This is a genomic window from Pseudoalteromonas rubra (assembly GCF_000238295.3).
Taxonomy (GTDB): domain Bacteria; phylum Pseudomonadota; class Gammaproteobacteria; order Enterobacterales; family Alteromonadaceae; genus Pseudoalteromonas; species Pseudoalteromonas rubra.
The window spans coordinates 15,631-42,266 of record NZ_AHCD03000032.1 but is presented as its reverse complement, the minus strand read 5'-3'; the positions used below and the strand labels follow the sequence as shown (position 1 = coordinate 42,266).

Sequence of the window (26,636 nt, the reverse complement as noted above, 5' to 3'; positions counted from 1 at the left end):
CTGGGCAACATGCCTCCTTTAATCTACCGCAGCGCTGCCTGAAAAGGCCTGCTGCGGCACATAAGGCTCAAGTAAAGAGTGAGCTTTTTCAAACTCATACTGAGTGATCAGCGTTTTTAACTCATCTAATACATCGGCAGGCAGCGGTGCGTTGGCGTGCAGTGATGCGACTAATTCAGTGGCATATGAGTCGTACTCTCTCAGCGCCTTAGTAAGCGCGATCAAAGGTGCTTCAGACGGTTCTGGGTGAGTGTCTGAGGTACTGTTCGCAGCTGCGTTTTGAACGTGTGTTATGTCAGATTCAATATGATGTGTAACCTGGGCATGACAGTCTCTGATGTAATCCAGCAAGTTGTCTATCTGTGTCCCGTCTAAACGAGCGTTCTTAAGCTGAGATTCTAATTCAGCGCATTGACCAGTCAGATAGGTCATTGATAAGTTTGCACTCGCGCCTTTCAGCGCGTGAAGTATATGTTCTGCAAGTTCAGTGTTACCTATGGTGATGGCTTGCTTAAGGTTGATCAGCTCTTCTATCTGTTGTTTAACAAACTTCTCAAGCAGTGAGAAGTACACCTCCCGGTTGCCAGCTGCCCGGTTAATACCGGCTTCAATATCTATCCCGTCAAACGTACTTGCCTCGATTTCTGTATTCTGTTCTGTGGCATCCTGACGTTCTGCCGGGACTGGTATCGGGTTAACGTCATCTCGCTCCTGTTGCCGGGTATGGGCCAGAATGGTCGCAACCATATTCTCCACATCGATTGGTTTTGCAATGTGACCCACCATCCCCGCGTCCAGACAAGTCTGAATATCATCTTGCATGGCGTTGGCCGTCATGGCCAGAATGGGCGGGTGAACTGTATTGGTAAGTTGACCGATTGCACGTGTTGCCTGGAGTCCATCCATAACCGGCATCTGCATGTCCATCAGCACAATATCAAATGTGGTACTCTGTACTGCATTAAGCGCCTCCTGACCATTGTTGGCAACCGCCACGGTTGCACCATGGAAAGATAAGATCTCAACCGCAATTTCCTGATTGACAGGCTGATCTTCGGCTACCAAGATGGTTAATCCGGATAGCCTGCTATCCTGGGCTGGACAACTCGTATTGAGCTGCTGTGGTTGAGGCGCCAGGCAGGCTTGTAAGCAATCGAATACGCTGGATGGGTTAATGGGTTTCAACAGAATGCTGGAGATAATGTGCTTTTGTTCGTCCTTCAGCCCAAGCTCTCGTCCATAGGCGGTGACCAGGGCATATTGACTTGCCGGAGACTGGGCATGTAACTCCATAATGGTATCAATGCCGTCTTTTTGCGGCATGTGCCAGTCAATAAACGCAATATCAAAGTGCGGCTGTTGATTCCGTACGTACTCGATACAGGCGTCACCGGAAGAGAACAGTTTAGAAGCGATACCAAACTTTTTCAGCATTGCAGCCATCACTTCGCGTGCCAGGGCATTATCGTCTACTACCAGCGCCATTTTATTTTTGAAGTGTTCAGCAGGCTGACTCAAAAGACGGGTAGGGGTCGCGAAGGGCAACGGCAAGGTAAAGTAGAACGTAGACCCTCTACCCAGTTCGCTCTCGACAAAAATTTCGCCACCCATTAGTTTCACCAGATGTTGTGAAATCGTCAGCCCCAGGCCCGTGCCGCCGTATTTGCGCGTAATGGAGGTATCAGCCTGCGCAAATGATTGAAATAACCGGGTTTGTTGCTCCTGGCTTAATCCTATTCCGGTATCAATGACACTGAAAAGCAGCCGGGCACTTTGTTCATCCTGACTCTGATAGCTAATGTTGACGGTAACATGGCCTTGCTCCGTGAACTTCACAGCATTACCAGCCAGATTGATCAGCACCTGACTGATACGCAGAGGGTCGCCGATATAGTCATTGCTCACATCCGGATGAACATCAAAAATCAACTCAAGTTGCTTTTCATCTGCCTTTAACCCGACTATTGTTGCTACATTATCCAGCACCTTATCAAGTTGAAAGTGGGTGGATTCAATTTCGACTTTACCCGCCTCTATTTTCGAGAAATCCAGAATGTCATTCAGGAGTTTAAGCAGCTGCTTAGCTGCATTGTCAATTTTTTCAACATAACTGCGCTGTTTGATATCAAGTTGTGTATTCAGCGCCAGATGCGCCATACCTATAATGGCGTTCATGGGAGAGCGAATTTCGTGGCTCATATTGGCAAGAAACTCACTTTTTACTTTGGCATTTTTGTCAGCAAGCTCTTTGGCTGCCAGCATGTTGCGCTCCAGCTCATTGCGCTCAGTCATGTCTAAAAAGGTGCCCACCACACCGCCGACTTCTTTATACCCATCAAAGAAGGGCGCTTCATGAACGATGAGTTCACGTGATTCCTGCTGACCATTTTCCAGTGTAAGCTCAAACTGATGTTGTGCCTGCTGCTCTATTGTGAAACGCGACTTTTGCTCCAGATAACCTGTGGTGTAGACGTCGAACACGTCCTGCATGCGCATACCAGTCACTTCGGCTTCAAATAGATCCAGAAAATCCAGAAATGCCCGGTTAACACCCAAAAAGGTGCCATGGATATCCCGATAATAAGTGGGGTTGGGAATGGCATTCAGAATGTGCAGCATCATTTCAAGATGCTGTGATAGGGCTGTTTCAGCCGCGAGCTGTTGTTGCGCATTCTCACAAAGCTGTATCTGGATAGCGAGGTCTTCGCACAGCTGCTGAATGCTGCCTTGTTGCTCAAAGTCGAAGTGTTCAACACTGGCAATATACAATGCGCCTCTGAGCTGATTGTTGACCAGCAGGGGATACAGTGCCGCGCTTTTTATTGAAATGACGACAGCGCCAGCTTTTACTTCAAAGGCAGCATTGCCTGCATCCAGACTCTGGCGTGTTAATGTCCGGCATAATTGCGTGTATTGGATACCTAAGTTATCTAAACAGGGCGGGCAACCAATGGTTTGTATTGGTATCAGTGTATTTTCATCAGTATTGCAAATTGCCACACTGGGGGCGGCATAATGGGTGGCGAAAAATTCCAGAGCAAAGCGCCGTAGCTCATCCGGATCACGGCTATGTCTGATCCCCTGATTAAACATTTCCCGTAATTTAGCGATTTCGATTCGATTGTGAAGTTTGTCATGCATCTGGCCAACGACATTTGCCAGTCCACTGAGCTCAGCTCCAAGTTGTTCAGGGAGTTGTAACTGTGCGTTGCCCGTTTGGTTGGCATTGTGTAATGCCTGATATAGCCTTTGCAGCGGATTGAATAATCCGAAATTGCTCCACCAGGCTGCCAATAGCGTGGCTGCGCTAAGCAGTACAACGCCCCATACAATGAGTGTCTTGAGCTGCACAAAAATATGCTCTTTGTCAGCACGCAATTGTTGGCCTTGCTGCATGAATAGCCCATTTAATTGCGTTAGTTCGGCCGTTAGATGTTGTAGTTCTGCGTGATAATTCGCCAAGTTAAATGCTGAAACGACATCCCCTGGTTGACTGAGCTCAGCATAAGTCTGAACAAAAAGTTGTCTGAGATCACTATGCAAGGTTGCAAGCTGAGCTGCTGAGGATTCAACAGGCAAAGTGGAGATAGCCTGGAACAGGCTGACTGGTTGTTGATTTGCCTGTTTGAAAGCAGCAAAACCCAGTTTACCATTGATGACAGGTAGCTCTGACGTACTGAATATGGCCAGTTTTTCGAGTTGACCGGGCTGCGACTTATTCAGGTATAGTGCAAGCTGTATAGTGTGGTTTTGCGCATGCGCTGTGAGGCTGGATGAGACAGTGCTGAGGGTCGTAATGTTGTCGAGCTTTTTATTAATGGGCGCTATTTTGGCAAAATTAAGAAGGAGTAATAAGGCTGCAATAATCAACAACGACAGTATCACCGAATAAACGATATTTACTCTGAATCTTACACCCATATATGCGCCACACCGTTGAGTTTACTAACATAGTAACCATAGTCGCGTGCGGGCATTTCTCAAGCTATGCTTACTGAAAGTGTGCAAAGCAATGAGGAGAATAAAGGAATGGCCGACATTTTGGTGGTTGATGATGTTGCTGAAAACCTGCATATGCTGCAATTGATCCTACGTCAGCAAGGACATACAGTACTGGCGGCAATAAATGCTGAGATAGCCTTAAACATTATTAAGCGAAAACCACCTGAACTGGTGATCACGGATATAAAAATGCCAGGGACTTCGGGCATTGAACTATGTAAGATACTGAAAACGGAAAAACACACCAGTCATATCCCGGTGATTTTTGTTAGCGTCCACAGCGACACCGACTGGATAGTCGAGGCACTTCACGCGGGCGGCAACGATTATATCACCAAGCCTTTTATTCCAGCGGAAATCCTCGCCAGGGTTGATACCCAAATAAAATTACTGGATGCACAAAAAAGTGCGGTTAAACAGCAGCTTTCTCAGGTCATGAACGAAATGGTCATAGGCGTTGCCCATGAAATAAATACGCCACTGGGCACGGCCATTACCGCGGTGAGCCATTGTTCCGATACGGTGCATAAGCTCATATTAGATTTGCAAGCAAACAGGGCCGACCCGGATGTATTTGTAGATAAGCTGACGCAGTGTGATACCAGCCTGGCGTTAAGTCAGAAAAACCTGACTCGGGTGGCAAAATTTGTCTCTATGGTGAAGCAGATTGCCCGGGTAGAGTGCCCGGTGTCACCCACTCGAGTGAGTCTGGCCGACCTTGCCAATAAAGTGCATAGCGCCTGGTCGGACAAACCCGTCAATGTGCATGTTGCCGTCAATCAGGATCAGGTTGCTATGTTTGATGGGGGGTTAGTGGCATCGGTATTAGATACCTTGATTGCCAATTCTCTGTCTCATGGTCGCCAGGAGGGGGCGCTTCAGGTGAATATCGTGATCTCAATAGAGGATGGGTTACTGGGTATCAGTTGTTCAGATAATGGTTTAGGGCTGGATGGAATTTCAGAAGAAGACATGCTCAAACCATTTGTAACGACAAAAAGAGGCAACACTGGTCATGTGGGACTGAGTGCCTCGGTGGCGGCGAATTTGATCGTTAATGCTTTGGATGGCACATACAGTGTGCGCAATCATCAGGATGGTCTGGAGTGGCAAATATCTTTACCTGTGGATGCAGTTTGATCTGAGTCAATCAGGGAGATTATTGATGGAGTGGGCGGACATAAGTCCTTATCTGCGGCGGTGTATTTCTCTAAGCTCGCGAGCAAGATTTTATCTTAATTCAAAAAGTTAATTTTCAATGTTCGAGTTGCAGTTAATTTTTTGAATTTAAGTCACGTTAATATATCGGTGGAACCATTATGCAACAGCTACCTACAGTTGACTATCAAGCGCCTGACGCGGCGAAACAATTTGTTGAATCTCTGCGCTCTACAGGCTTTGGTGTACTAAAGAACCACCCAATTCCTCAGGAACTGGTTGAGTCTATCTATAAAAACTGGCAAGAATTCTTTAACTCAGAAGAAAAGCATGCGTTTTTATTCAATAAAGAAACACAAGACGGTTACTTTCCGCCTGATGTATCTGAAGTTGCAAAGGGCTTCACAATTAAAGATATTAAAGAGTACTTCCACGTGTATCCAAAAGGCCGTGTACCAGCACAGTTGGATGCAGAAATTCGTGAGTACTACCGTCTGGCAAATGAGTTTGCGGCGCAGCTACTAAGCTGGGTTCAGGCCGAAGCGCCTGAGGATGTGCGTGCTAAGTTCTCGATTGATCTAAAAGACATGATCAAAGAGTCTGAGCAAACGCTACTGCGTGTTTTACACTATCCGCCGATGACAGGTGACGAAGAACCAGGTGCTATCCGTGCAGCAGCGCATGGTGATATCAACCTGCTGACGGTATTGCCAGCGGCAAATGAGCCTGGCCTGCAAGTACAAAGACAAGATGGCAGCTGGCTGGACGTGCCGTGCGATTTTGGCAACCTGATCATTAACATTGGTGACATGTTGCAAGAAGCGTCTGGCGGTTACTTCCCGTCTACTATTCACCGTGTGATCAACCCAACAGGTAAAGCCAGTGATAAGTCGCGCATCTCGTTGCCACTGTTCCTGCACCCGCGTCCGGACGTGGTTTTGTCTGAGCGTTATACAGCAGATAGCTATCTGCAAGAGCGCCTTCAGGAGCTGGGTGTAAAATAACCCTAATCAGCTTATCTGAGTGAGTGTATCACCGACAAGTATGAGCAGAGCCTGACAGGCATATCAAACGGCGCGAAAGCGCCGTTTTGCGTTTCGAAATATACTTATGTACTAATCTGCATTAACCGGTACTCAGAAACAGAGAGCCGGTGTTTCGCCAACTGTGTTAAAATTTCTCATGGTGCTTGTCATGATTTCACCGTGTTGGAATTGACGGCTCCATTCATTGAACAGGTATTAAATCAAGCTGGTGTCCTGTTCCTGAATATGCCGGATTTTGTCGTAGAAAAAGGACAATATTCAGTTCCTTGCAAAAATTTTTCTGACAATTAAGCAAAAGTATGCAATATTAAAATTTTTCACACTGCGAAAAAATAATAAAAAACTTAATGACAACGCTGTCATTTGTTGTGTAACATCAAATCAACATGACTGAATACCGGTTGCCTTTGAATGAGGAGGCACCAATCACAACTTTTAGGGGTCGCTACATGATGGCTAAACAGGTTGAACATGACCAGTTATATATAGGTATCGATGGTGGAGGAACGAAATGTCGTGCCACCATATACTCTGCAATACATGGCGTACTAGGCACTGGTCTTGGCGGTCCTGCGAACCCGCTGCACGGATTTGAAAGAACCTTAGAGTCAATCATGGTTTCTACTCAACTGGCGCTACAGGACGCAGGACTAAGAGTAGAGCAGGTACATGAACTCAATGCGGGTTTAGGCCTTGCAGGCGTTAACTTACCTAGCTTATATGACAAAATTATGCGCTGGGATCACCCGTTTAAACAGATGTTTCTGACCACCGACTTACATACCGCGTGTATTGGTGCCCATGAAGGTGAAGATGGTGCTGTGATTATCACTGGCACTGGTTCTTGTGGCTTTGTGCTGGTGGATGGTAAAAGCGCCAATTATGGCGGACATGGCTTTGCTCAGGGAGACATTGGTAGTGGTTCCTGGATGGGACTGGAAGCGGTTAAGGCCGTATTGCTGGACTTAGACGGGTTAGGACCAAACACTGCGTTGTCACAGGTTTTCTTACAGCATTTTAATACCAATACCGCGATGGGCATTGCTGAGCAAATGGCAGGGCAGCCATCCAGCAGTTACGCCAAACTGGCGCGCTATGTATTGGATGCAGCGAAAAGCGGAGACTCGCTGGCACTGGAGATTGTTAAAACCGGCGCTGATTATGTCAGTCGCCTTGCACGCAAACTCCTGGAGAACAACCCGCCCAGATTATCAATGATTGGTGGTTTATCTGAGCCGCTTAGTCAGTGGCTAGACCCGGAAGTGGCAAATCAAGTAGAGCTGCCAAAGCAGCCGCCTGAAATGGGCGCTATTTACTTCGCCATGCAAAGCATTCAACGTCAATCGGAGCACTTGGTATAAAGTATGAACAGATTTTTGGCCAGCCGTTTGTTTGACGGCACACAATTTAAAAATGATGTTGAGTTTGTTGTCGACAATGGCAAACTTCGAATTGAGTCGCATCCGCCGGGGAGTGACGTGACGCGACTTGAAGGCATTACCGCACCAGGTTTTATCGACGTTCAGGTCAATGGCGGTGGTGGTGGCTTTCTAAATGCTGACCCGACGTTGTCGTGTTTGACGACCATAGTCACAGCACATGCTCAGTTTGGTTCAACCGCTTTAATGCCAACGTTGATCACCGATCAGATTGCCGTGATGGAGCAAGCAGCAGATGCGATTGCTGAGGCCATTGCCCGTAAAGAACCGGGTGTTGCCGGCGTACACTTTGAAGGTCCACATCTGTCGCATCCAAAGAAGGGAACACACAGCGAGCAGTTTATTCGTCCTATCTCTGAGCGTGAATTTGCCATTTATGCCCGTCAAGACTTAGGGATCAAAATGGTCACTTTGGCACCCGAAACCGTGCCTCTGAGTGACATCAAACGTCTGGTTGAGCTGGGCGTGAAAGTATCGATCGGTCATTCAAATGCTGACTTTGAAACCACAATGGCAGCACTGGAAGCCGGGGCTGATGGCTTCACTCATTTGTTTAATGCCATGTCGGCATATACCTCACGTGAACCTGGTGTCGTAGGTGCGGCATTGTGGGAAGACAACGCCTGGTGTGGCCTGATCGTGGATGGACATCATGTGCATCCTGCATCGGCAAAGCTGGCGATCCGTAGCAAACAACGCGGTAAGATCATGCTGGTAACGGATGCCATGCCTCCAGTGGGTACGGATGATCAGGAGTTCGACTTTTTTGATGGTCGTAAGGTGATCCGCACGGGTGACAGATTAAATTCGACCACAGGCGAATTAGCAGGCAGTGTCTTGGACATGGCCAGTGCGGTGCGCAATAGTGTTAATACGCTAGACGTTACCTTGTCAGAAGCGCTGCGTATGGCTTCTTTGTACCCGGCACAGTATTTAGGTTTGGCAACGAAAGGGCGCCTTATTGATGACGCCGATGCCGACTTTGTTGTGCTCGATGATGATCTTCATGTGTTGCAGACTTTTATTAACGGGCAACGCGTATAATTTTCCCTGGGTAAAAAACCCCGCTGCAGTTTAGCGGGGATTTTTTGTTTGTGTAGGTAGTAACTATGTCAAATAATAAGAAAAGACTGGCATCACTTGATGCTCTGCGCGGTATGGATATGTTCTGGATCCTCGGTGGTCAGTCCATATTTGCCGCATTGTTTGTGTTAACCGGCTGGCAGGGGTGGAAGATATTTGAAGCTCAAACGCTCCACAGTGCCTGGCATGGTTTTACCTTTTACGACCTGATCTTTCCTTTGTTTATCTTTTTGTCAGGTGTGGCAATGGGGCTCAGACCCAAGCGCATTGACCACCTGCCAATGGCTGAGCGCAAACCCATTTACATAAAAGCGATTAAGCGACTTGGCTTACTGTGTCTGTTTGGGGTGCTATATAATCATGGCTGGGGAACCGGTATACCTGCCGATTTCGGTGAGATCCGTTATGCCAGTGTGCTCGGACGGATCGCGATTGCCTGGTTTTTCTGTGCCATGCTGGTATGGCATTGCAGTCTGAAGACCACCGCGTTGACCGGTGTGGGCATTTTGCTGGCCTACTGGTTGCTACTTTGCTTTATTCCGGTACCTGGTGGTAGTGCCGGTGAACTCACACCGGCAGGCAGCTGGAATGCCTGGGTTGATCAGGCATTGCTACCCGGGATTACCTATCAAAACCGTCCGGTTGATCCGGAAGGGATTTTGTCCAGCTTTCCTGCCATTGTTAATGCGATAGCGGGTGTGTTTGCAGGCCAGCTGATAGCTCAGTCAGATAAACTCGGGCAGTGGCAGGTAGCAGGGCGTTTGTTTGCCGCAGGTATTGTTAGCCTGGCGTTAGGCTGGCTGTGGGATTTACAATTTCCTGTTAACAAAGAGCTATGGACGAGTTCTTTTGTGCTGGTTACGGTGGGCTGGAGCGCGATTTTTCTTGCCGTTTTCTTTACGCTGGTAGACATACTCAATGGCCAAAAACTGGCTTATCCATTCGTGATTATCGGTGCCAACTCTATCATTATTTATCTGGCGTCGAGTCTGGTCGACTGGGCCTTTATTAGCCGCAGTGTATTTGGCGGTATCATCAATGCTGTCCCTGCGCACTGGCAGGCATTGATCAGTGTATGTGCTCTGCTGGCGGTTCAGCTTCTGGTATTACACTGGATGTACAAGCGTAAGATCATTGTTAGTGTGTAATAACGCAAAACATACTAACTCCGATATTTAGTTAGCAAACTCAAAATGGCCCGTTGTAAGGGCCATTTTTATTTGGCTATAAAAAAAGTACATTTTTTTATCACTTTTACTTTACAAGCGCGCTTTTTTCTCTAATAATGACAGCGTTGTCATAATGGTAATAACCTAAACAGTGTATCCCAGTTAGGTTTTGATCTGACCTTGTTTTGATTGCACGCAAAGCAAGGTTCAGATCCCATTTTTCCTGTTTGTTCACAACCTTGAGCCTTACATTATGCAAATAGTAATTCTAAAAAACGCAGCAGAAGTTGCGGCATATGGTGCCGATATTTTCACTCAACAGTTAGCACGTAACGCAGGCTCTGTACTGGGACTTGCCACAGGGTCAACGCCCGTTGCTTTGTATCAGGAACTTATCCGTCGTAACGAAGCGGGCTCGGTGAGCTTCAGCAAAGCAAAAACGTTTAATCTGGATGAATACCTTGGATTGGATGGCGAGCACCCGCAAAGCTACCGCTATTTTATGAATGAACAGCTGTTCAATCACGTAGACATTAACAAAGATAATACGCATGTTCCGCCGGGTGATGCTAAAAACCCAATTGAAGCGTGTAAAGAGTATGAAGCACAGATCAGCGCAGCGGGCGGTATTGACGTGCAGCTCTTGGGAATAGGCCGTAATGGTCATATCGGTTTCAATGAACCTTCTTCAGGTCTGACGTCACGTACTCGGGTAAAAACCCTGACCAAGGCAACCATCGACGATAACGCTCGTTTCTTTGCGGCCGACGAATACCAGCCTCATTTATCGATCACTATGGGGATCGGGACTATCCTGGATGCACGTAAAGTTGTGTTGCTTGCGACTGGCGAAAACAAAGCGGATGCTGTGCACGCCATGATAGAAGGGCCGTTAACTGCAGCGTGTCCTGCATCGGCACTGCAAATGCACCGTCATGCCGTGATTGTGTTAGATGAAGGCGCAGCCAGCAAACTAAAAGACATCGAATTCTACAAGCACATTGAAGCTGAAAACCAAAAGCTTCAGGAATATCTTGCCTCTCTGTAGTGTGATTTCACACTGTAGTTCAAGCCCGTAAGGGCTTTTTTTTTGCCGCAAAGCTATTGGCATTCGGCCCAGCTATGTTAGCGTGTCGTCAAAGAACAAGAAAAGGATGAACGTCGTGCTGCACTACACGCAAATGAACCTGGATCGGGCCTCGGCTGAACGTAAAGACCCCAACTGGTTGTTGGGCCAATATGGTGAGAAAAGTCGCTGGTTATTGGTGTGGAATAATAAGAATCTGATTGTGAGTGACAGGCGTGAATTGGCGCTGTTATCTCAGTCGCAGATTGCCACACTCGACCGTGCAGAAGCGGTTTTTTTAGGTATTGACGATACCCATAGTTATTTTGCGCTCGATGTGAGTGAGGTTGAGCAAGAGTTGCTTCAGGGCTGCATTGATGTCAGTTTTGAAGAACATGCCGATAATCAGGATTTCCATTTCGAAGACATGCGGACCATAGGTCCAAAGCTGGATGTTGAGCTGGCCTCTGTGGGCGTGTTGGCGCGAGGGTTATGTTACTGGCATAAAACGCACCGCTTTTGTGGCCGCTGTGGCAGTCCAAATCGTTCTGTTGAAGCCGGACATGCACGCTTGTGTAACGATCCTGAATGTCGCCATATGACGTTTCCGCGTACCGATCCTGCCGTGATTATGCTGGTCTCGCATACCTTCCCCGATGGGGTTGAGCGTTGTTTGCTTGGTCGTCAGGCGCAGTGGCCAGAAGGCGTGTATTCAACCCTGGCTGGGTTTGTTGACCCGGGTGAAACGCTTGAGCGAGCCGTGATCCGTGAAGTGAAAGAGGAAGCGGGGGTTGATGTTGATGAGGTACGCTACCTGGCTTCGCAGCCCTGGCCATTTCCGTCGTCTATTATGCTAGGCTTTATTGCAACAGCAAAAAGCACCGAAATCTTTGTTGAACAGGATGAACTGGAGCAGGCACACTGGTTTTCCCGGGAAGATCTCGACGGTTTTGCCGAGTGGGGAGACGATGCGCCGGGATACAAACTTACCCGAAAAGACTCTATCTCCCGATATCTGATTGAATACTGGCGTCAGCAATGATGCACCTAGTCCAAAATTGAGCACTTTATGAAGAAGAATACCAAACTGGTGGCTGTAGGCCGCAAATCCCAGTACACCAAAGGCGTTGTTAACCCGGTTGTACAAAGGGCGTCAACCGTCGTTTTTGATTCCGTTGCTGATATGCAGGAAGCCATTTCGGAGCGCGGCAAACGAACCTTATTTTACGGGCGTCGAGGTACCAATACCCATTTTGCACTGCAAGACGCCATTATGGAGCTGGAAAATGGCGCGGGTTGTGCGCTGTATCCGTCAGGCGCTGCGGCAATTTCACAAGCTTTGTTGTCATTTTTGAAAACCGGTGACCATCTGTTAATGGTGGACACTGCGTATGAGCCCACACGCGATTTTTGTGACAAGATCCTTTCCGGGCTTGGCATCACAACAACGTATTATGATCCATTGATTGGCGCAGATATCGAGTCTCTGATCCAGGACAACACCAAAGTCCTGTTCCTGGAATCTCCGGGCTCTATCACGATGGAAGTGCAAGACGTGCCCAGCCTGGTTAAAGTGGCCAAGGCAAAGGGCCTCATTACTATGCTGGATAACACCTATGGTAATGGCTGGCATTATCGCCCGCTTGAGCATGGGGTCGATATCAGTATTCAGGCTGCCACCAAGTATATTGTTGGTCATTCTGATGTCATGATGGGCGTGGCTGTTGCCAACGAAACCCTGTGGCCAACACTACGCGAAAATTCCTATTTGCTGGGGCAGTGTACCTCGGCAGACGATGCATATCTGGCATTACGCGGCTTGCGTACTATGCCGGTGCGTTTACAGCAGCATGAGAAGTCCGCATTGCAGGTTGCCAACTGGCTGGCGGGCCACCCGCTGGTTGATCACGTGCGTCACCCTGCCTTAAAAAGTTGTCCCGGACATGAGTTTTTTAAACGCGACTTTAGCGGCAGTAATGGGTTGTTCTCTGTTGTCATGAAACAGGGACATCGTAAAGCCATTAACCGTTTCCTGGATAGTCTGCATCACTTTAAAATGGGCTTTTCCTGGGGCGGCTTTGAGAGCCTGGTTACGGCTAACGCTAGCATGGCGCCGCTGCGCAGCACCACTGGCTGGCAGCATGGCCCGGTGATCCGTCTACATATCGGTCTGGAAGATGTGGAAGACCTGATTGCTGATCTGGAGCAAGCGCTTAAGGTTTATCAGGAAAGCTTGTAACGGAAGAGGGCGGTGATAAATCACCGCCTTTTTAACAGGCTAGCTTAGAGGCTCTGAGCGTAGTGGTAGAGCGCTTTGAGTACTGCCAAATTTTTTTCATTCCCTTCATGTTCGTACACCAGGTTTTCCAGCGTGATCATAAAGTCCTGAGCATTAATAGACGGATTATCTTCGCCGTGCATCAGTTTGTTCTGACAGTATTTTCGCCACTGGTCTAATTCGTTTTCAGAGAGACTCTCCGGCCAGTTTCTGGCGCGATAACGGAACAGCAGGGTGTGGAACTTAGGATCTTCAAATTCCAGCGCCAGCGACCCTAATTCATGAGGCGGTGCACTGCGCACAATGGCCAGCTTGGCTTTGTCTGCTTTACTGATAAAGCCGTTGTACAGCTGATAGTCGGGGTTGGTGGTGTCGCTAAAGTCACCCTGATCGTTAAACACTTCAGCCACCTTGTTGCGTAGTTCAGGGTTTGATTTCAGCACTTTTAGATTTTCCAGGCACTGTTCGCGGTCAATGCCCAGGCGTGCTGCGTTTTCCGGCAACAGCGTTTTAGCCGGAGCTAATATCGGACATTTGTTCAGGTGAACCAGCTTCAGACCAACCGGCAGCTCATCTTCGCCTAAGTCACTGTGCTTGGTATATAAGCGCGCCCGCAATTCTTCTACCGACAGGTCCAGCAGAACCTGCGGATCGTTGGTCAGGTTAAAACACACGACGGCATTTTTATTGACCGGATGAAAGCTCATGGGGGCAATCCAGCTGGTGCAACCCTGAGTGGCCGGAATGCGTGAAGACGTATGTACCAGCGGCTGCATATTAAACACATCAATCAGATCGGCCAGTGCTTTTTTGCCACGCAGTGAGAAGAAAAACTGATACAGCTTTGGCTGTTTTTCTTTGATCAATTTTGCCAACGCGATGGTTGCGGTGACATCACTCAGTGCATCGTGCGCATCAGCGTGTTCAATGCCATTGGCTTTGGTGAGATCTTCCAGACGAAAGCTTGGCGTGCCATCGTCTTTTTTTGGCCACACAATGCCTTCAGGGCGCAGTGCATAACAAGCGCGCACCAAATCTATGATATCCCAGCGGCTGTTTCCATTTTGCCACTCGCGCTCATAAGGGTCATAAAAGTTACGATACAGGCTGTAACGGGTCACCTCATCATCAAACCGAATGCTGTTGTACCCAGCGACACAGGTATTGGGCTTACTGAATTCGGCGTGAATTTTTGCCATAAACTCACTTTCCGGTAAACCATGCTTAAGCGCATGTTGCGGCGTGATCCCGGTCACCAGACACGCCTCCGGCTGAGGCAAATAATCCGCCGCCGGGCGACAGTATTCAATCAGTGGCTCACCAATGATATTCAAGTCCAGGTCAGTGCGGATCCCGGCAAACTGACTCGGCCGGTCTTTTTGCGGGCTGGCACCCCAGGTTTCATAATCGTGCCAGTAAATTGTCGGGATATTATCAGTCAATTCTTGTGTCGCCATCAGGCTATAAATCCTATCTTAATCAACCTGTTATTCTTATTAAGCTCAGCAGGCTGCTATTCAGAGTTTGCAGTTTTTAAACCCAAGTGTGTATATCACTGTGTATACCGCACTCAATCCGTGTGTATACAACTGCTCATTCCGCCAGGGCCCAATACAAACTCAAAAGTCTGGAAATCTAAGTCGTTGCGTCATTGTCTCATAGTGATGGGATGGGAGTAAACGGAAGAGGCCGGGTGCGGGTTTGAATGCTGAGATATCCAAAGTTTCATGCCTGCTGTAGCTCCCCCATAAACTGCAACATCTTTGTTCAACGCCTAGATAAGAGTAGGAAAAAGCAGAGCCAGTAAATGGGGGAGTTACAAACGCAATAACCTATCTAAGCAGCAGGTTTTGAACGTTAACCTTGGTGTGTCTAAACTTAAGGAAGCTATGGCAAAGCATATGACAGGGCTGTTGAGGTCATGTGTTCTTATTGCTTACTTTGAATCAGTGACCGTTTCAGCTCCTTGTGAACCGGTGGCTCTGGAGGCTTAATGACGCGTAACCGTTCTGATCAACAGCATACCCATGTTAAGCAGCTGCTTAACAAGATGGATCCCGAAGTGGCGGCAAGCTTTAGCTACAAACAGCGTAAAGCACTGCAAAAGGTCATTAATACCCGGGACTGGCGGGGTCATGCCATTGATTTCAGGCCGACACTGGCTTTACCGTTTTTACCCTGGAGTTTTTATATTGTTTTCCTGGGTGGCGTCAACCGACGCAGCCTGACTAACACCGAACGCTTTACTGCGGCCATTGTTTTCCTGGCGAGTTTGTTGATTGTTGGACTGGTTTTAATCGGTCTCGTTTTTGTTGCGCTTTATCTGCTTAAATCTTGGCTTGGGATCGATATTTTTGCAGGCGAATCTTTGGGGCTGTGGGACTACTTTAAGGCGCTTTTTGAATAAGGTTTTGAACGTGAATGCCGGACGACGATTTCGTTGTTTGATGGTGCTTAAATAGCGCCCATAGTTCAAAAGTCTAACGCTGTCATTTTTGTTTGTGTGAAAAAAGTTCAATATAACAAACAACTTAAAAAACAGTTACCTAAAATAATACACAGATAAAGCGGGTAAAAGAGCTTGATATTTGTTGCTAATTTGAACACATTGTTTAACTGATGAGCACAGTCAGATAATTGTGACTTCATCATCAGTCGATTAAACAATTAAAGCATTACAACAGGAAACAACATGAAACTTAAAAAGGTTAAATTAAAAACGCTTAGTCCCGGCAAAAACATCAATGCACAGCAAACTAATCAAATTGCAGGTGGTGCCAGTGCTTACAGTAAAGACTATGGTGCGTGTCACACAGCTCCCGTGTTTTGTCCGACAGCTTACATCTGTTGATAAGGCTGCTTAGCCCGGATCAGTCCGGGCTTTATGGTTTCAAAGTAAACCTTTATTCATTCTTTGTGTTAGCCCATTATTCGCAAACAAGTTGGACTGTCACTTTACAGTACAGCGTCCTATATCGACCTCACCTTTATGTAAGTCTAACTGTATATTGAGCATCATGACCTTCTAAACAACGTCAGTCATTATTGTGTTTATTCGTGCTTTTACATTTATTCAGAGTCCAGGAATTGTCCTGTATTAACGGATGAAAAAGATGATGTGTAAACAAACTTAACGTGGACCGGTGCGTCAGGTGGCTGTACCTATGGACACGATATACACTCAACTATGGAATGTTACAGGTTGTATTTCAAACGATAATATATGGAGAGTGTTATGTTGATGCAAGACGACAATGAAAAACCAGAGGGCCCGGAGCCGGACTTTGATGGGCAAGGGCCTGAATTTGAACTCAAGGTAGACGGTCAGGTAATGTTGCTGGGCGCGGCACCAGAAGGCGAAGTAGAGCAAAAGTTTGAAGATATGGCGCGGGGCCTGGCCCTTGCCGGGATCTCTGCAATTCCCTATGTCGGTAGCGCGCTTTCGGCAATCATCGGTGTTCTGACAGAACGCAAATTGGATATCTGGGCTGAAATAAAAGAGCGTGTTTATGAAGCCATTCACAGAAGTATCCTTGAAACAAAATTGAATGACATTAAAGGTCACTACAACGGGGTGACGGAAGTCTTTAGGCAGGCCAATGATTTTCGTGGTGGGCAACGCTTTAACAAGTTAAATAACCTCTCGGATACGTTTGTTGAGAAGTTCGAGAGTATCCAGTCAAGCCTTAAAAAAGGGGACTCAGACGAAGTTGATGGAGAAGCGATTTTTTATGCGCTGCCCTATATCGTGCCATTTTGCGCGCTGGAGCTGGCGAATAGAAATATGGTGATCCGTGCAAGTTGGTGGCATGACTTGTTGAATCGCAATGTTCATAAAAAACATCATGAAGATCGTAAGAATGAGTTTGTGGCCTTTATTACTTTGTCTGCCTGGCAGTCGTTACAATGGCGCCTTGGACAAATTGAATTAAAGGAAATGACCCAGAATCCATACAATGCGTCGGCCTTTTACCGGTACGTTGATAATTTCACCGGTAAGGAGATAAAAGGGACTGGCCCATTTAACCCAATCAGTAATCCGGATGCGCCTATTTTTAAAGAAGTGGCGGCTTACCATGAAGAAGTAAAAGCAGAAACGGTCAATTTTATTATTGAGCATTCAGTCGGCTTTGTGAAGGATTGGGGAGTGCCTCAAAAAGTAGAAGAATGGGATCCTTCACCGCCTTCTCCGTTTTGGTCATGGATAAAGTGGCTACTGGGTTGGAAATAAAACGGTGATGATATCGACTGCCCCTTTGCAATAAGTTTGCGAGGGGGTTGTCAGATTTATATCGACAGGCAAGGGATCAGGTCTTGGCATTAAACTTTAAAATAACGCGTCGTGGGCCTCCCGAACTGCAAAGATACTGGCGTATTTTCTTGAGTCTCTGTCTGATGACATTGTGCAAAAACAAAAGACAAGGCATGCAATTATGGTGAAGCTGTTACAAAATTACCCGTGCTGAGTCTGCTAGGTCTGAATCAATACAGAGCTTTGTTTTAAGTCGCGCTTATTAGCCCTGCGCACATAAAGAGACAACATCCGGCAGGGCAAGTTTGATTATCTATTGCGTTATCAGTTCGTCAAACGCTTCTTGTGCTTGCTGGCTCTGTAAAATTCGGCCATGCCCCAGACCCTGCGTTTCTATGAGTTTAACCTTAGACATTTTAGTGGCAGCTTGTTTCGATACGGCAAACTGTGCGAATTTGTCATGCTTATCATGGACGATAATGCAGGGGGCCGTTTTGTTTTTCAACTTCTCAAATGGATCGACTGATGCCATTGGATAGTTGTATTCATTTTCAACTTTACTGACGACGGAGCGAAACAAGCGCATTGAATAGCCTGAACGTTCAATACTGCCAAACAAGTTACTGACATAATCTAACAAAGGTGCAATCAACAGCAGTGGTTTGTTGATAAGTTTGGGGTGTTTACATTCAATTGCGGCTGCGCAGCCCATACTGTGTGCGATAACCCCTTTTACCTGATCTGTGCTCTCCAGCACCGCTTCCAGTCCAGACACAAAAGCGGGCAGGTGGCCTACCGAGCCTTCACTGCTGCCATGAGCCGGATGATCAAATGCCAAAGCGGTGTAACCCTGCTCTGCGATGTATTGCATTAGTGGAAAGAACTGATTGGCACTGCCAGACCAGCCATGAGTGAATACCCAAACGGGTCCGCTTCCCATCTGGTAGGTTTTAAGTAACCCTTCTCTTGATGAGATACTACCTTCAATCATATCACTTGGTACCGTATTTTTCGGCTTAGCCCGCACCGGTGTGAGGAGTAATTTAATCGCGGTTTTTTCTGCATGTCTTGGCGCGACTCTGTGATGCGCGCGTGTCATCACATTGAGCATATGCTTTTTGAGATTAAACCTGTTGTCTGATTTAAAGTAAATTTTGTCACTCATATTTATTCCTCTACCAAGCAACACCATCATCCGTTGAATTGAAAACGAGCGGTCGTGTTATTAATGTGTTCAAAAAAAGCTGAAAGTGAGCAGCCTGTATTTTATTCGGCAGCGCCAGAGTTAGCCCCCATATCAGCCGGGCTTATAACGCGCGATACCGAGCCTGTATGTTGTTTATACTCTTATCCGATGCATGGAATGCGGTTTGTGCGTACTCAGGTACAGGTCATAGCACTCAAAAGTGGCTTAGCCTGGATCTAAGCCAGGCCTAAACCCCATGCATTATTCGCCTATTTCTCTCTGCAACAGCTGGCAAAATCACGGCCCGTACTAATACTTCATTGGTAAATTCAGCTGTGCGCAAGTTTATTTTACTCTGACATGCGACGTTCAAAATGATATCTCGGGCTTGTTTAGCTTTGCTAATACACTATTCGTTATTACGTTGAACACATTTATAGCACGACCGTTCTTTTAATGATAGTAATACCTTTGCTTGTCGGTTACAAAAGGGAAGTGGGGATCACGGTGAACATCGATCCTGATTGCGCTAAATCGTGGTCTGAATTCGCTTTAGATAGTGTGCAACGGATTATGGCTACGCAGGAGGTCTTAAAATTGGTACTTGATAGGGTGAGTTAAGGGCAGCCTTCATATAGGCTTACCCGACATAAACTATGTGACCTATCGTTCAGTGCAATACTGAATAGAGATAGTAATAGTGATCGTAACGGGAGTGATACCGCCTCCTACCTGTGGTGTCGCATCATTAGGTAGAGATTTTTGTTGATTGACCAGCGTTTTGAGTTTTGTTTTTTTGACTTTAAGTGATTTCATTTAATTTCCTTTAACTTTTTATTCAAAATAAGTCAAAGTCATTAATGTCAGCAAAAGAGTAAATTGTCAAACATAACGCGAGTAATGTGCGAGAGTATTACTGAGCATAGTTCACATAAGAGGTTGAAAAAAGAATCACATTCGCTTGTAGCGATAGGTAAGAATTAAAGGGGGAGAAGAATGGTCGGCATAGCAGGATTTGAACCTGCGACCCCTGACACCCCATGACAGTGCGCTACCAAGCTGCGCTATATGCCGACTTGGTTGCCACTATAATGATTTTTATCAGAAAGGCAACACCCCGCAAACCCGTTTGGATGTTTATTCGCCATGATACCTCTTTCATCACCTTAAAAGCGCCGGGTAACAATCCATTGAGTCGCTGCAAAGGTGACAGTTGATGTTATTAAGAAATTAATATGTGAGTGCGGCAGAATGACAGCAATATAAGGTAACAGCATGCTTGCAGTATTTCATGAACGCGACTATAACTTTGATGCAAATGTTATTGGTTTGTTTTCAATGTAAACTCGGTGATCAGGCCTTGGTTGATTGCGTTCCATCAATGTTTTAAAATATGGAATATTGTATGCTCATGTTTGCTCTTAGATTCATGCAAATTTTTCTACTCAGTGTCTAAGTTAAATAATAAAAATAATTAATTAAACGACGCACTGGCGTTGCCATGACCCTTGTAACGTCGTTCGTACTTACTTTTTGTTAAACGGAAAAGTGCTTTGTATAGGTATGATTAGCAATGAATAAGATGGAAAAAATTTTTGTAAGTGTCGTCAACAACCAAGACCCGCTTCACAGCGAATCTTTTGAGTACCAATCCGTATTTCTCAGCAAAGTAAGGCCAGACCCTACTAATGGCCGTTTTCTACCCTGCGTATTAATATCAGATGAAGACGCTAAGCTGTTCATCGAAAAGCGCCTCTCCAAGCGACAACTAGTTGACAAGTATGAAGCTGAAGATCGCGTAATTATTGGCAAAAATTGCATTGTAAACTGTATGAAATATGGCTCCTATGAATGGAGCAAAGCGCAAAAAAACATAGACACTATAGTCGAGTTGGGTGACAACATTGCTGTATGTGAAATGATTCAGGTGCCAACGATTTACCCGATTGAAAATGGAGATTTTCAAATATTGACCGGGCACAGGCGATTTTTTGCTTTGGTGTATGCAAAGGGATATGACTCTTTTGAGCAGTTCAAGGTCTACGATCGAAAGCCTCTACTTACTAAGGTCAAGCAATTCCAGGAGAATGCAAGTCGTGAGGAGTTGCCTCAGTATGGAAAATTACAGGCGTTTCAAAATGCATTGAGCGAAATTAGCGCGCTGAACAAAGCACGTAAATCCGCAGGGCATAAAGCACTCACCATCAAGGAAGTGGCTGCAAACCTGGGGATCTCTATGGGTGCCTATGATAATTACAATGTGCTGACCCGCTATCCCAGTGTGCTCAGAGCGTATGAAGAAGGTTGTTCATTGTCTTTTCGAAAAGCAAAAAAAATAGTCACTTCTGTTGAGTCAGAATATAAGCAAACACATGGTAGAAAAGCGCTTAATGCGCTGGATAAGCAAACGGTTTCTGAGTCAATTTATGCCCGGATGACAGGCAAGCACCAAATACGCACACCTGTTACTAATATTTATAAGCTCGAGCCAATTCGTTCAGCTTCAGCCCTGAAGACTTTGCTGACAAATGATGTTACACAAATTGATTGTGGTGTTAACTGGCAAGAGCTGGACTGGGAAGATCACGCGAGTATTTCTTCCGCATTGATCCAATTAAGCCAGTATTTGAATCAAGATCAGCCTCAGCATTGAACTCATCTGAGTTTGCTTTAAAAGTAGCCTTCGTTCTTAATGAGGTCGTTGCTGATTTTTGGGAGCTGAGCGCATTTTGCAAACCAACACGTTTAGAACTTAACCATTGCAATAAGACAAATGTCTAACTTGCTAAAGACTAGCTCCCCAAGTATTACTGTACTAAACCATTTCTGTTCGAAAAACATACAGTTTGTTTAGGGTAGCAATCTGGTTTTTTACTTCTTGTATCTCTATCAAGCATATTTGCTTGAAGCTTTAATTTAGATAAATACTACGCCATAACTTGAGCATAGATCCCGATTGCTTTAAACAATCAGGTACCAAATGTTGTCGCTACAATGCGTTATCTTGATCCGTTGGAATTTGGGGGTATGGAAAGTTATGTACAGGTTATATTAATGCTATTTACGTAGTTTATGCAGTGGATGCAAGGAAATTGCTGCATACCTTCAGATCTCACCCGTGAGATCTGAAAGTATGGGCCGTCAAAAGGGGCTACTGAACGTATAGGCAAACGTATACCCGAAACTTGCTAGACGTCCAGTATGTAAACACGATAGCTTTTTGATTAAAAGGGGTTGAGGGAATGAAGAGAAAATACATAGCAAGAATGTTTGATACAGCCGGGGCGGAAAGAGTTGATATTTTAACTTTAGAGGATGCTTTTAATGACGTTCACGATGGCGAGTTCGACGTAGTATTACTGCGTGTTGAAGCGCAAGAAAGTGTTGATTTTTGGTGGGAAAAGCACGCTGAACAAGGTATAGGAGACAACACGTATCAAGCCGGCATTAACACTACAGGGATGAGGCTTGGCAAATTACAAAAGGCGTCAGATGACGAATATGAGGCAAGATCGCAGTTGTATTTTGATTCTGCTAAAGCTGTCAACTTCGCACTCAGGCAAACTCCTTACTTTACATTTTTTGAGCGAGAGTTAAATGCCAGAACACTGGAGGTAGAGCAGGATCTGGAAATGCTTATAGCCTCTCGGCATGAATATCCACCGTCTACTGAAAAACACTTCAGTTCTGCGCCGCATGCGAATTCTATTTCCTATGCCCGCGCTAGTAAGTTCTGGCCTGTCAAGGAAAGTTACCCGCAAACGGCAGCTTTTCTTACTGTACAAAATGCAACGAATTGCGCTGGGTTTACGATGTGGGATTATTCGCCGGCAAGTCTCGGTGAAGTGGATGAGTTTTCAGCGCTGTACGACAAAGACAAAGACAGGGCTTTGGCTTTTTTAGGTCAATATAGTAGCATAGAAATCAATCCCAGTGAGGGCGACCTCTGTGTTTTTAATTGCCGAAAAATGCACGGCATTCAAACATGTAACGCATTGAGAAAAACCATAGGCTCATTCTTCATTAAAGAAGATGGCTGGCGTATGTTCGGCTGAGTTGGATTAGAAAAAGCACTCAGTGGTGCTTGCAGTGTCAACGACAGGCAAGGCGAGATTGGTACACAATCCACTTTAACCCTGGTAAATAAGAGCCTTTACAACATGTTAGCTCACAATGTTCTTTGGCAAAGAGCAAACTCGCCTTCGTTTTTATACAGACCATGTGTTAGCAAGCAGCACGCATCCAGAGTACCAATAGATGATTGGACATAGCCGCGGCGTTACGTAGCTGAAATACAGAGTGACGCGCCATGTCACTGTGATGGTGCGAGCGGGGCTTTGGTCCTGCTCGATGCAGTCCTGATTTTTAATGTGCCGATGTAGTAAGTGCGCATTTATTGATCTGGCGCAAAAAATAGCCACCCAAACTGATTTACAGTTTGGGCGTAGGCGATGAAAAACGCTTTAGACAGGTCATTATGTGTCGTTTAGCAATGGGAAATATAACGAGAAAGGCCAAACGCAGTACTGCCATACTTCGATGCTTTAAACATTTAAAGGTGCCATTGAGCTGTTTTATACACTTGGTACTGAAAGGTTCATAGTGTTACATTTTTAGAAGCTCAGGGTCAGGCGGCTGGCTTTGCCCTCTGTTGCTACATTAAATTAAGCGCTTTCTTTGACAGTGTGCTCCTCCTTGAGTTTTTTTAGAAACTGATTTTGTACTTCTTCCAGCTTAATATGAATACCTTGTCTGGTGTTTGACGCGCCTTGTAAATATCCGCTTTTAAAGGCTAATTTAACCAGTTCTTCGTTTGTTGTCATAGTCCATGCCTCTGTCTATTTATTAGGGAACACAGGGTAACGACACTGTAAAATACACAGAATACCTGCAGTACGAAATACGCATTGTGAAAACAAGTATTACGAATAATCCATAAAAAAGTAACATGGTATTCAGATACTTTAAAGTGATTTATGAGTACTTAATTCCAAAGTTTCTCATTATCAACAGAAATACAGCGTAAGGTCATACCACCCTGGATGGCCTTTTCATTGATAAACGCAGCAATTCTATCAAGGTTTTTAAGCACCTGATCCAGGTTGGTGGAGGACCTTAAAGAGGTACGTGGCGGGTGTTTTAACCTGAGCTGGCTGTTTTATCGCTACTGCAAAGATCCGAGTAATGATTCTGGTCCTACTATTTGAGAAGGTGTGCAGTCAGCGTGCCTTTGCAGCCCGTAATTTTTAGCCGAACAGACTCTCGAAGACCCAAACTGGTACTTTACAGATGGTCTTTGCATGACGACTAAAAGTGTATCTGATGAACTTAACTCGCCGGGTACACAGGAAAATCCTCATTTTATTAATATATTACTTAAATGTGTTGGTTTAATACTGAGCGGTTTTATGCGGATATCTTTTATGATACAAATCAGGTGTTTCTCACTTCTATGGAACGATAACGAAAACAGACTATGCCTTGCTCCGCGCGCTGGGGTGAGCTTGTTTTATTTCATTTAACCAGGAAAGAACGAATGAATTTTGAGAATAAAAAGGTTGTGATTACGGGTGCAAGTCCGGACTTTGGACAAACTCTGTCTATACTGTTTGCGCAGATGGGCGCTGAACTTTTTTTGTCTGCCAGGACGCTCGAGAAGGTTAACGCGACCGCTAAGCTGGTCAGGGAAGTGGTCCCCGGTGCAAAAATATCGACATTTCAGGTGAATGTTAGCAATCCTGCCGAGATCGAAAAGTTTGCACATGACGTTCGGGAAATATCAGATGACATTGACATTCTCATTAACAATGCATCTTACTGGCTCGAGGGCCACCTTAGCGATGTTGATGACGAAGACATAGTTGAAACGATAAATTCAACCGCTACAGGCAGTATCCTGATGACTAAACATTTCCTGCCATTGCTCAAAAACTCGAAATCACCCGACATCATTTTTGTTAATAGTACAGCCAGCTTAAACAACAATATACACTCGACCGCCAACGAAGCATTTGGTGCGGCTAAGTCAGCTCAATCCACTTTTGCGGACAGGCTTCGCCAGCGTATGAAAGGGCAAGGGGTACGCGTAATTTCAGTGTATCCGCCTAACTTTGATAATCCATCGCCGTTAGATGACGTTCAATGGAATGAGCGCAGATCACATACGCAATTGAGATACCTGAGTGCCCGAAACGTGTTCGAGTGTATTAAATTTGCGTTGTCTCAGGATCGGGTTTGCTCAATCGATAAGATTGTTTTGAGTAATAACAATGCAGCAGAAACCGAGGTGATTGACTAAGCCTGACCCGAGTGCCTCAAAAGGTATATGCTCAGCAGGGTTAGCCGAACATTGCGTGCTTTAATTGATAAAGATTCATAAATAGCAGGTATGCAAGCGAGCATTTAACAGTTATGTAAGAGATCTCACGGGTGAGATCTCGTTTTATTTGAAAAGTAATACAGATCATGATGGTTACCATTGTCGCAATAAATTTTGGCGGAGAGTGCTCGCTTGCTCAGGCCAATGCGTGAATACGTGTCGATACTCGAAGTCGAGCCGATTGAGAAAGTCAGCTCTGTCATTTTGAAAGGTGTTGCCTGCATGACAGAATTCCAATCATTTACGGATCAAACAAGGCCAGCATACAGGCTTTGAACGCCTATTTTGCGCAGATCCTTTATCATTGTTGTCTATACTCAGTCGCAGAAGCTGCAGCTGAGTAGTTGATAAATACCGCGGAATTCCATCCAGATACACATACCCTCCAAAGAAATCATAAAAAAACTCCCTGGCTACATTACGTTGAAAACTGCATCAATACTGCTGCCTTAGTTCTGGCTTTCATTTCATTAATTATTACTAATCAATGGCTTAAAATTGAAGTTTGCTATGGTATTGGCTAACTCAATGAGTGCATTGTTGCTGTCATTTTAACTTTCTCTTCGAGTTAACTTAAATCAAAGTAACTTTACATAAAAATAATTTACGTAAAGACTTGACGGTCTAAGATACTTTATGGCAACTTAAATACCAATCCAGAGCAACACACATCTGGTTAAGTTCTGGAATAAAAAAAAGCGCTTGCAGGTGATAGAGCAAGTAGTGGAAAAACACATAGTCACTAGGGTTGAGGGAAGCATGAAAGAATTTAAGGCAAGAATTTACGATTTTGACGGCACTGCGAAAACGGACTCTTTATCACTTGAGCACGCGTTTAATCTTGTACATGGCGGTGAATACGATGTCATTTTATTACAGGTAGAGTCGCAGCAAGGTGTTGAATTATGGTGGGGAAAGCATGCCGATCTGGCAATGAATGGCCACCGCTATCACACCGGTATCATGACAAGCGGTATGACACTGGGTAAGTTACAACGGGCTACCAATGAGGAATATCAGGCGACGTCTGAGCTTTATTTTAACTCGGCAAATGTGGTTAACGCAGCGCTTAAGCAAACGCCTTACTTTGAGTTTTTTGAACAGGGCTTGAGCGCAAAAACACTGGAAGTGGAACCCGGGCGTGAAATGCTGATTGCATCGCAACGTGAGTATCCGCCTTCGACTGAAAAGAACTTTAGCTTTGCGCCCCATGCAGACTCTATTTCTTATGCGCGGGCAAATGATAGCTGGCCAATTAAAACCAGCTACCCGCAAACGGCTGCCTTTATTACGGTACAAAATGCCGCAAACGAAGCAGGTTTTGTAATGTGGGATTATTTGCCAAGTAGCCGCAGTGAGTTGGATGAGTTTATTGCGTTATATGGCAAGGATGAAGCGCAGGGGATGGAATTCCTGGCGCAGTTCGAAAGTATGGAGATTAACCCGGAAGTAGGTGAACTGTGTATTTTTAATTGTCGCAAAATGCATGGTATTCAGACGTGTGACACGTTACGTAAAACTATCGGCTCGTTCTTTATCAAGCAAGACGGCTGGCGCATATTCGACTGAGTAAATTAT

At 45.6% G+C, this 26,636-nt stretch carries 20 protein-coding genes and 1 tRNA gene; 15 read left to right on the top strand and 6 right to left on the bottom strand.

Going from position 1 to position 26,636, the window contains the following annotated elements:
• Positions 1-18: 18 nt before the first annotated feature.
• Positions 19-3,921, bottom strand: a complete 3,903-nt coding sequence (locus tag PRUB_RS08390) for a PAS domain-containing hybrid sensor histidine kinase/response regulator (RefSeq protein WP_010385348.1) — start codon at positions 3,919-3,921, stop codon at positions 19-21.
• A gap of 108 nt (positions 3,922-4,029) precedes the next feature.
• Between PRUB_RS08390 and PRUB_RS08385 the strand changes: the two genes are divergently transcribed.
• The 8 genes from PRUB_RS08385 to PRUB_RS08350 all read left to right on the top strand — a co-directional run bounded on the left by PRUB_RS08385 (position 4,030) and on the right by PRUB_RS08350 (position 13,202).
• Positions 4,030-5,142, top strand: a complete 1,113-nt coding sequence (locus PRUB_RS08385; RefSeq protein WP_010385347.1) for a response regulator — start codon at positions 4,030-4,032, stop codon at positions 5,140-5,142.
• 179 nt (positions 5,143-5,321) lie between these two features.
• Positions 5,322-6,164: an isopenicillin N synthase family dioxygenase gene (locus PRUB_RS08380; RefSeq protein WP_010385346.1), complete on the top strand. Its 843-nt coding sequence runs from the start codon at positions 5,322-5,324 to the stop codon at positions 6,162-6,164.
• 491 nt (positions 6,165-6,655) lie between these two features.
• The gene (gene nagK / locus PRUB_RS08375; protein WP_010385345.1) at positions 6,656-7,567 is read left to right on the top strand and encodes an N-acetylglucosamine kinase; all 912 of its coding nucleotides are present in this window, start codon (positions 6,656-6,658) and stop codon (positions 7,565-7,567) included.
• 3 nt (positions 7,568-7,570) lie between these two features.
• Entirely contained in the window at positions 7,571-8,689 is a 1,119-nt protein-coding gene (gene nagA / locus PRUB_RS08370) for an N-acetylglucosamine-6-phosphate deacetylase (protein WP_010385344.1), read from the top strand.
• A 65-nt stretch (positions 8,690-8,754) separates the two neighbouring features.
• Entirely contained in the window at positions 8,755-9,876 is a 1,122-nt protein-coding gene (gene nagX, locus PRUB_RS08365) for a transmembrane glucosamine N-acetyltransferase NagX (protein WP_010385342.1), read from the top strand.
• Positions 9,877-10,150: 274 nt separating this feature from the next.
• On the top strand, positions 10,151-10,945 hold the full coding sequence (gene nagB, locus PRUB_RS08360) for a glucosamine-6-phosphate deaminase (RefSeq protein WP_010385341.1): 795 nt from the start codon (positions 10,151-10,153) through the stop codon (positions 10,943-10,945).
• Positions 10,946-11,060: 115 nt separating this feature from the next.
• Entirely contained in the window at positions 11,061-12,005 is a 945-nt protein-coding gene (gene nudC / locus PRUB_RS08355) for an NAD(+) diphosphatase (protein WP_010385340.1), read from the top strand.
• Positions 12,006-12,032: 27 nt separating this feature from the next.
• Positions 12,033-13,202: a cystathionine beta-lyase gene (locus tag PRUB_RS08350; protein WP_010385339.1), complete on the top strand. Its 1,170-nt coding sequence runs from the start codon at positions 12,033-12,035 to the stop codon at positions 13,200-13,202.
• Positions 13,203-13,246: 44 nt separating this feature from the next.
• On the opposite strand, the gene sbcB is transcribed toward PRUB_RS08350, so the two are convergent.
• Complete coding sequence (sbcB, locus tag PRUB_RS08345) at positions 13,247-14,698, bottom strand: exodeoxyribonuclease I (RefSeq protein WP_010385338.1); 1,452 nt, start codon at positions 14,696-14,698, stop codon at positions 13,247-13,249.
• A gap of 536 nt (positions 14,699-15,234) precedes the next feature.
• On the opposite strand from sbcB, the gene PRUB_RS08340 reads away from it, so the two are divergent.
• The 3 genes from PRUB_RS08340 to PRUB_RS08330 all read left to right on the top strand — a co-directional run bounded on the left by PRUB_RS08340 (position 15,235) and on the right by PRUB_RS08330 (position 17,472).
• Positions 15,235-15,648, top strand: a complete 414-nt coding sequence (locus tag PRUB_RS08340; RefSeq protein ID WP_010385337.1) for a hypothetical protein — start codon at positions 15,235-15,237, stop codon at positions 15,646-15,648.
• A gap of 285 nt (positions 15,649-15,933) precedes the next feature.
• Entirely contained in the window at positions 15,934-16,092 is a 159-nt protein-coding gene (locus PRUB_RS08335; protein ID WP_155946329.1) for a hypothetical protein, read from the top strand.
• A 384-nt stretch (positions 16,093-16,476) separates the two neighbouring features.
• Complete coding sequence (locus PRUB_RS08330) at positions 16,477-17,472, top strand: hypothetical protein (protein ID WP_010385336.1); 996 nt, start codon at positions 16,477-16,479, stop codon at positions 17,470-17,472.
• Between the two features lie 334 nt (positions 17,473-17,806).
• On the opposite strand, the gene PRUB_RS08325 is transcribed toward PRUB_RS08330, so the two are convergent.
• The 3 genes from PRUB_RS08325 to PRUB_RS08315 all read right to left on the bottom strand — a co-directional run bounded on the left by PRUB_RS08325 (position 17,807) and on the right by PRUB_RS08315 (position 19,753).
• Positions 17,807-18,658, bottom strand: coding sequence for an alpha/beta hydrolase (locus PRUB_RS08325; RefSeq protein ID WP_010385334.1), 852 nt, complete (start codon positions 18,656-18,658; stop codon positions 17,807-17,809).
• Positions 18,659-19,342: 684 nt separating this feature from the next.
• Entirely contained in the window at positions 19,343-19,495 is a 153-nt protein-coding gene (locus tag PRUB_RS08320; protein ID WP_155946328.1) for a hypothetical protein, read from the bottom strand.
• A 181-nt stretch (positions 19,496-19,676) separates the two neighbouring features.
• Positions 19,677-19,753, bottom strand: a tRNA-Pro gene (locus tag PRUB_RS08315).
• Between the two features lie 508 nt (positions 19,754-20,261).
• On the opposite strand from PRUB_RS08315, the gene PRUB_RS08310 reads away from it, so the two are divergent.
• Both PRUB_RS08310 and PRUB_RS08305 read left to right on the top strand, forming a co-directional pair.
• Entirely contained in the window at positions 20,262-21,332 is a 1,071-nt protein-coding gene (locus PRUB_RS08310) for a hypothetical protein (RefSeq protein ID WP_242065226.1), read from the top strand.
• A 589-nt stretch (positions 21,333-21,921) separates the two neighbouring features.
• Positions 21,922-22,734 (top strand): hypothetical protein, encoded by an 813-nt coding sequence (locus PRUB_RS08305; protein ID WP_010385331.1) that lies wholly within the window; start codon positions 21,922-21,924, stop codon positions 22,732-22,734.
• A 609-nt stretch (positions 22,735-23,343) separates the two neighbouring features.
• Here the strand turns inward: PRUB_RS08305 and PRUB_RS08300 are convergent.
• Positions 23,344-23,502, bottom strand: a complete 159-nt coding sequence (locus PRUB_RS08300; protein WP_155946327.1) for a hypothetical protein — start codon at positions 23,500-23,502, stop codon at positions 23,344-23,346.
• A 713-nt stretch (positions 23,503-24,215) separates the two neighbouring features.
• Here PRUB_RS08300 and PRUB_RS08295 point away from each other — a divergent pair.
• Together PRUB_RS08295 and PRUB_RS08290 are read left to right on the top strand one after the other, a co-directional pair.
• Entirely contained in the window at positions 24,216-24,977 is a 762-nt protein-coding gene (locus PRUB_RS08295) for an SDR family NAD(P)-dependent oxidoreductase (RefSeq protein WP_010385330.1), read from the top strand.
• A gap of 840 nt (positions 24,978-25,817) precedes the next feature.
• Positions 25,818-26,627 (top strand): hypothetical protein, encoded by an 810-nt coding sequence (locus PRUB_RS08290; RefSeq protein WP_010385329.1) that lies wholly within the window; start codon positions 25,818-25,820, stop codon positions 26,625-26,627.
• Positions 26,628-26,636: the final 9 nt, after the last annotated feature.

What these genes read in the sequence shown, in the direction of transcription:
- PRUB_RS08340 (WP_010385337.1), top strand. Translation starts at nt 15,235, where the DNA reads ATGACGCGTAACCGTTCTGATCAACAGCATACCCATGTTAAGCAGCTG.
- PRUB_RS08350 (WP_010385339.1), top strand. Translation starts at nt 12,033, where the DNA reads ATGAAGAAGAATACCAAACTGGTGGCTGTAGGCCGCAAATCCCAGTAC.
- PRUB_RS08300 (WP_155946327.1), bottom strand. Translation starts at nt 23,502, where the DNA reads ATGACAACAAACGAAGAACTGGTTAAATTAGCCTTTAAAAGCGGATAT.
- nagK (WP_010385345.1), top strand. Translation starts at nt 6,656, where the DNA reads ATGATGGCTAAACAGGTTGAACATGACCAGTTATATATAGGTATCGAT.
- PRUB_RS08290 (WP_010385329.1), top strand. Translation starts at nt 25,818, where the DNA reads ATGAAAGAATTTAAGGCAAGAATTTACGATTTTGACGGCACTGCGAAA.
- PRUB_RS08325 (WP_010385334.1), bottom strand. Translation starts at nt 18,658, where the DNA reads ATGAGTGACAAAATTTACTTTAAATCAGACAACAGGTTTAATCTCAAA.
- PRUB_RS08380 (WP_010385346.1), top strand. Translation starts at nt 5,322, where the DNA reads ATGCAACAGCTACCTACAGTTGACTATCAAGCGCCTGACGCGGCGAAA.
- PRUB_RS08295 (WP_010385330.1), top strand. Translation starts at nt 24,216, where the DNA reads ATGAATTTTGAGAATAAAAAGGTTGTGATTACGGGTGCAAGTCCGGAC.
- nagB (WP_010385341.1), top strand. Translation starts at nt 10,151, where the DNA reads ATGCAAATAGTAATTCTAAAAAACGCAGCAGAAGTTGCGGCATATGGT.
- nagX (WP_010385342.1), top strand. Translation starts at nt 8,755, where the DNA reads ATGTCAAATAATAAGAAAAGACTGGCATCACTTGATGCTCTGCGCGGT.
- PRUB_RS08320 (WP_155946328.1), bottom strand. Translation starts at nt 19,495, where the DNA reads ATGAAATCACTTAAAGTCAAAAAAACAAAACTCAAAACGCTGGTCAAT.
- PRUB_RS08330 (WP_010385336.1), top strand. Translation starts at nt 16,477, where the DNA reads ATGTTGATGCAAGACGACAATGAAAAACCAGAGGGCCCGGAGCCGGAC.
- PRUB_RS08385 (WP_010385347.1), top strand. Translation starts at nt 4,030, where the DNA reads ATGGCCGACATTTTGGTGGTTGATGATGTTGCTGAAAACCTGCATATG.
- PRUB_RS08335 (WP_155946329.1), top strand. Translation starts at nt 15,934, where the DNA reads ATGAAACTTAAAAAGGTTAAATTAAAAACGCTTAGTCCCGGCAAAAAC.
- nagA (WP_010385344.1), top strand. Translation starts at nt 7,571, where the DNA reads ATGAACAGATTTTTGGCCAGCCGTTTGTTTGACGGCACACAATTTAAA.
- sbcB (WP_010385338.1), bottom strand. Translation starts at nt 14,698, where the DNA reads ATGGCGACACAAGAATTGACTGATAATATCCCGACAATTTACTGGCAC.
- PRUB_RS08310 (WP_242065226.1), top strand. Translation starts at nt 20,262, where the DNA reads ATGGAAAAAATTTTTGTAAGTGTCGTCAACAACCAAGACCCGCTTCAC.
- PRUB_RS08305 (WP_010385331.1), top strand. Translation starts at nt 21,922, where the DNA reads ATGAAGAGAAAATACATAGCAAGAATGTTTGATACAGCCGGGGCGGAA.
- PRUB_RS08390 (WP_010385348.1), bottom strand. Translation starts at nt 3,921, where the DNA reads ATGGGTGTAAGATTCAGAGTAAATATCGTTTATTCGGTGATACTGTCG.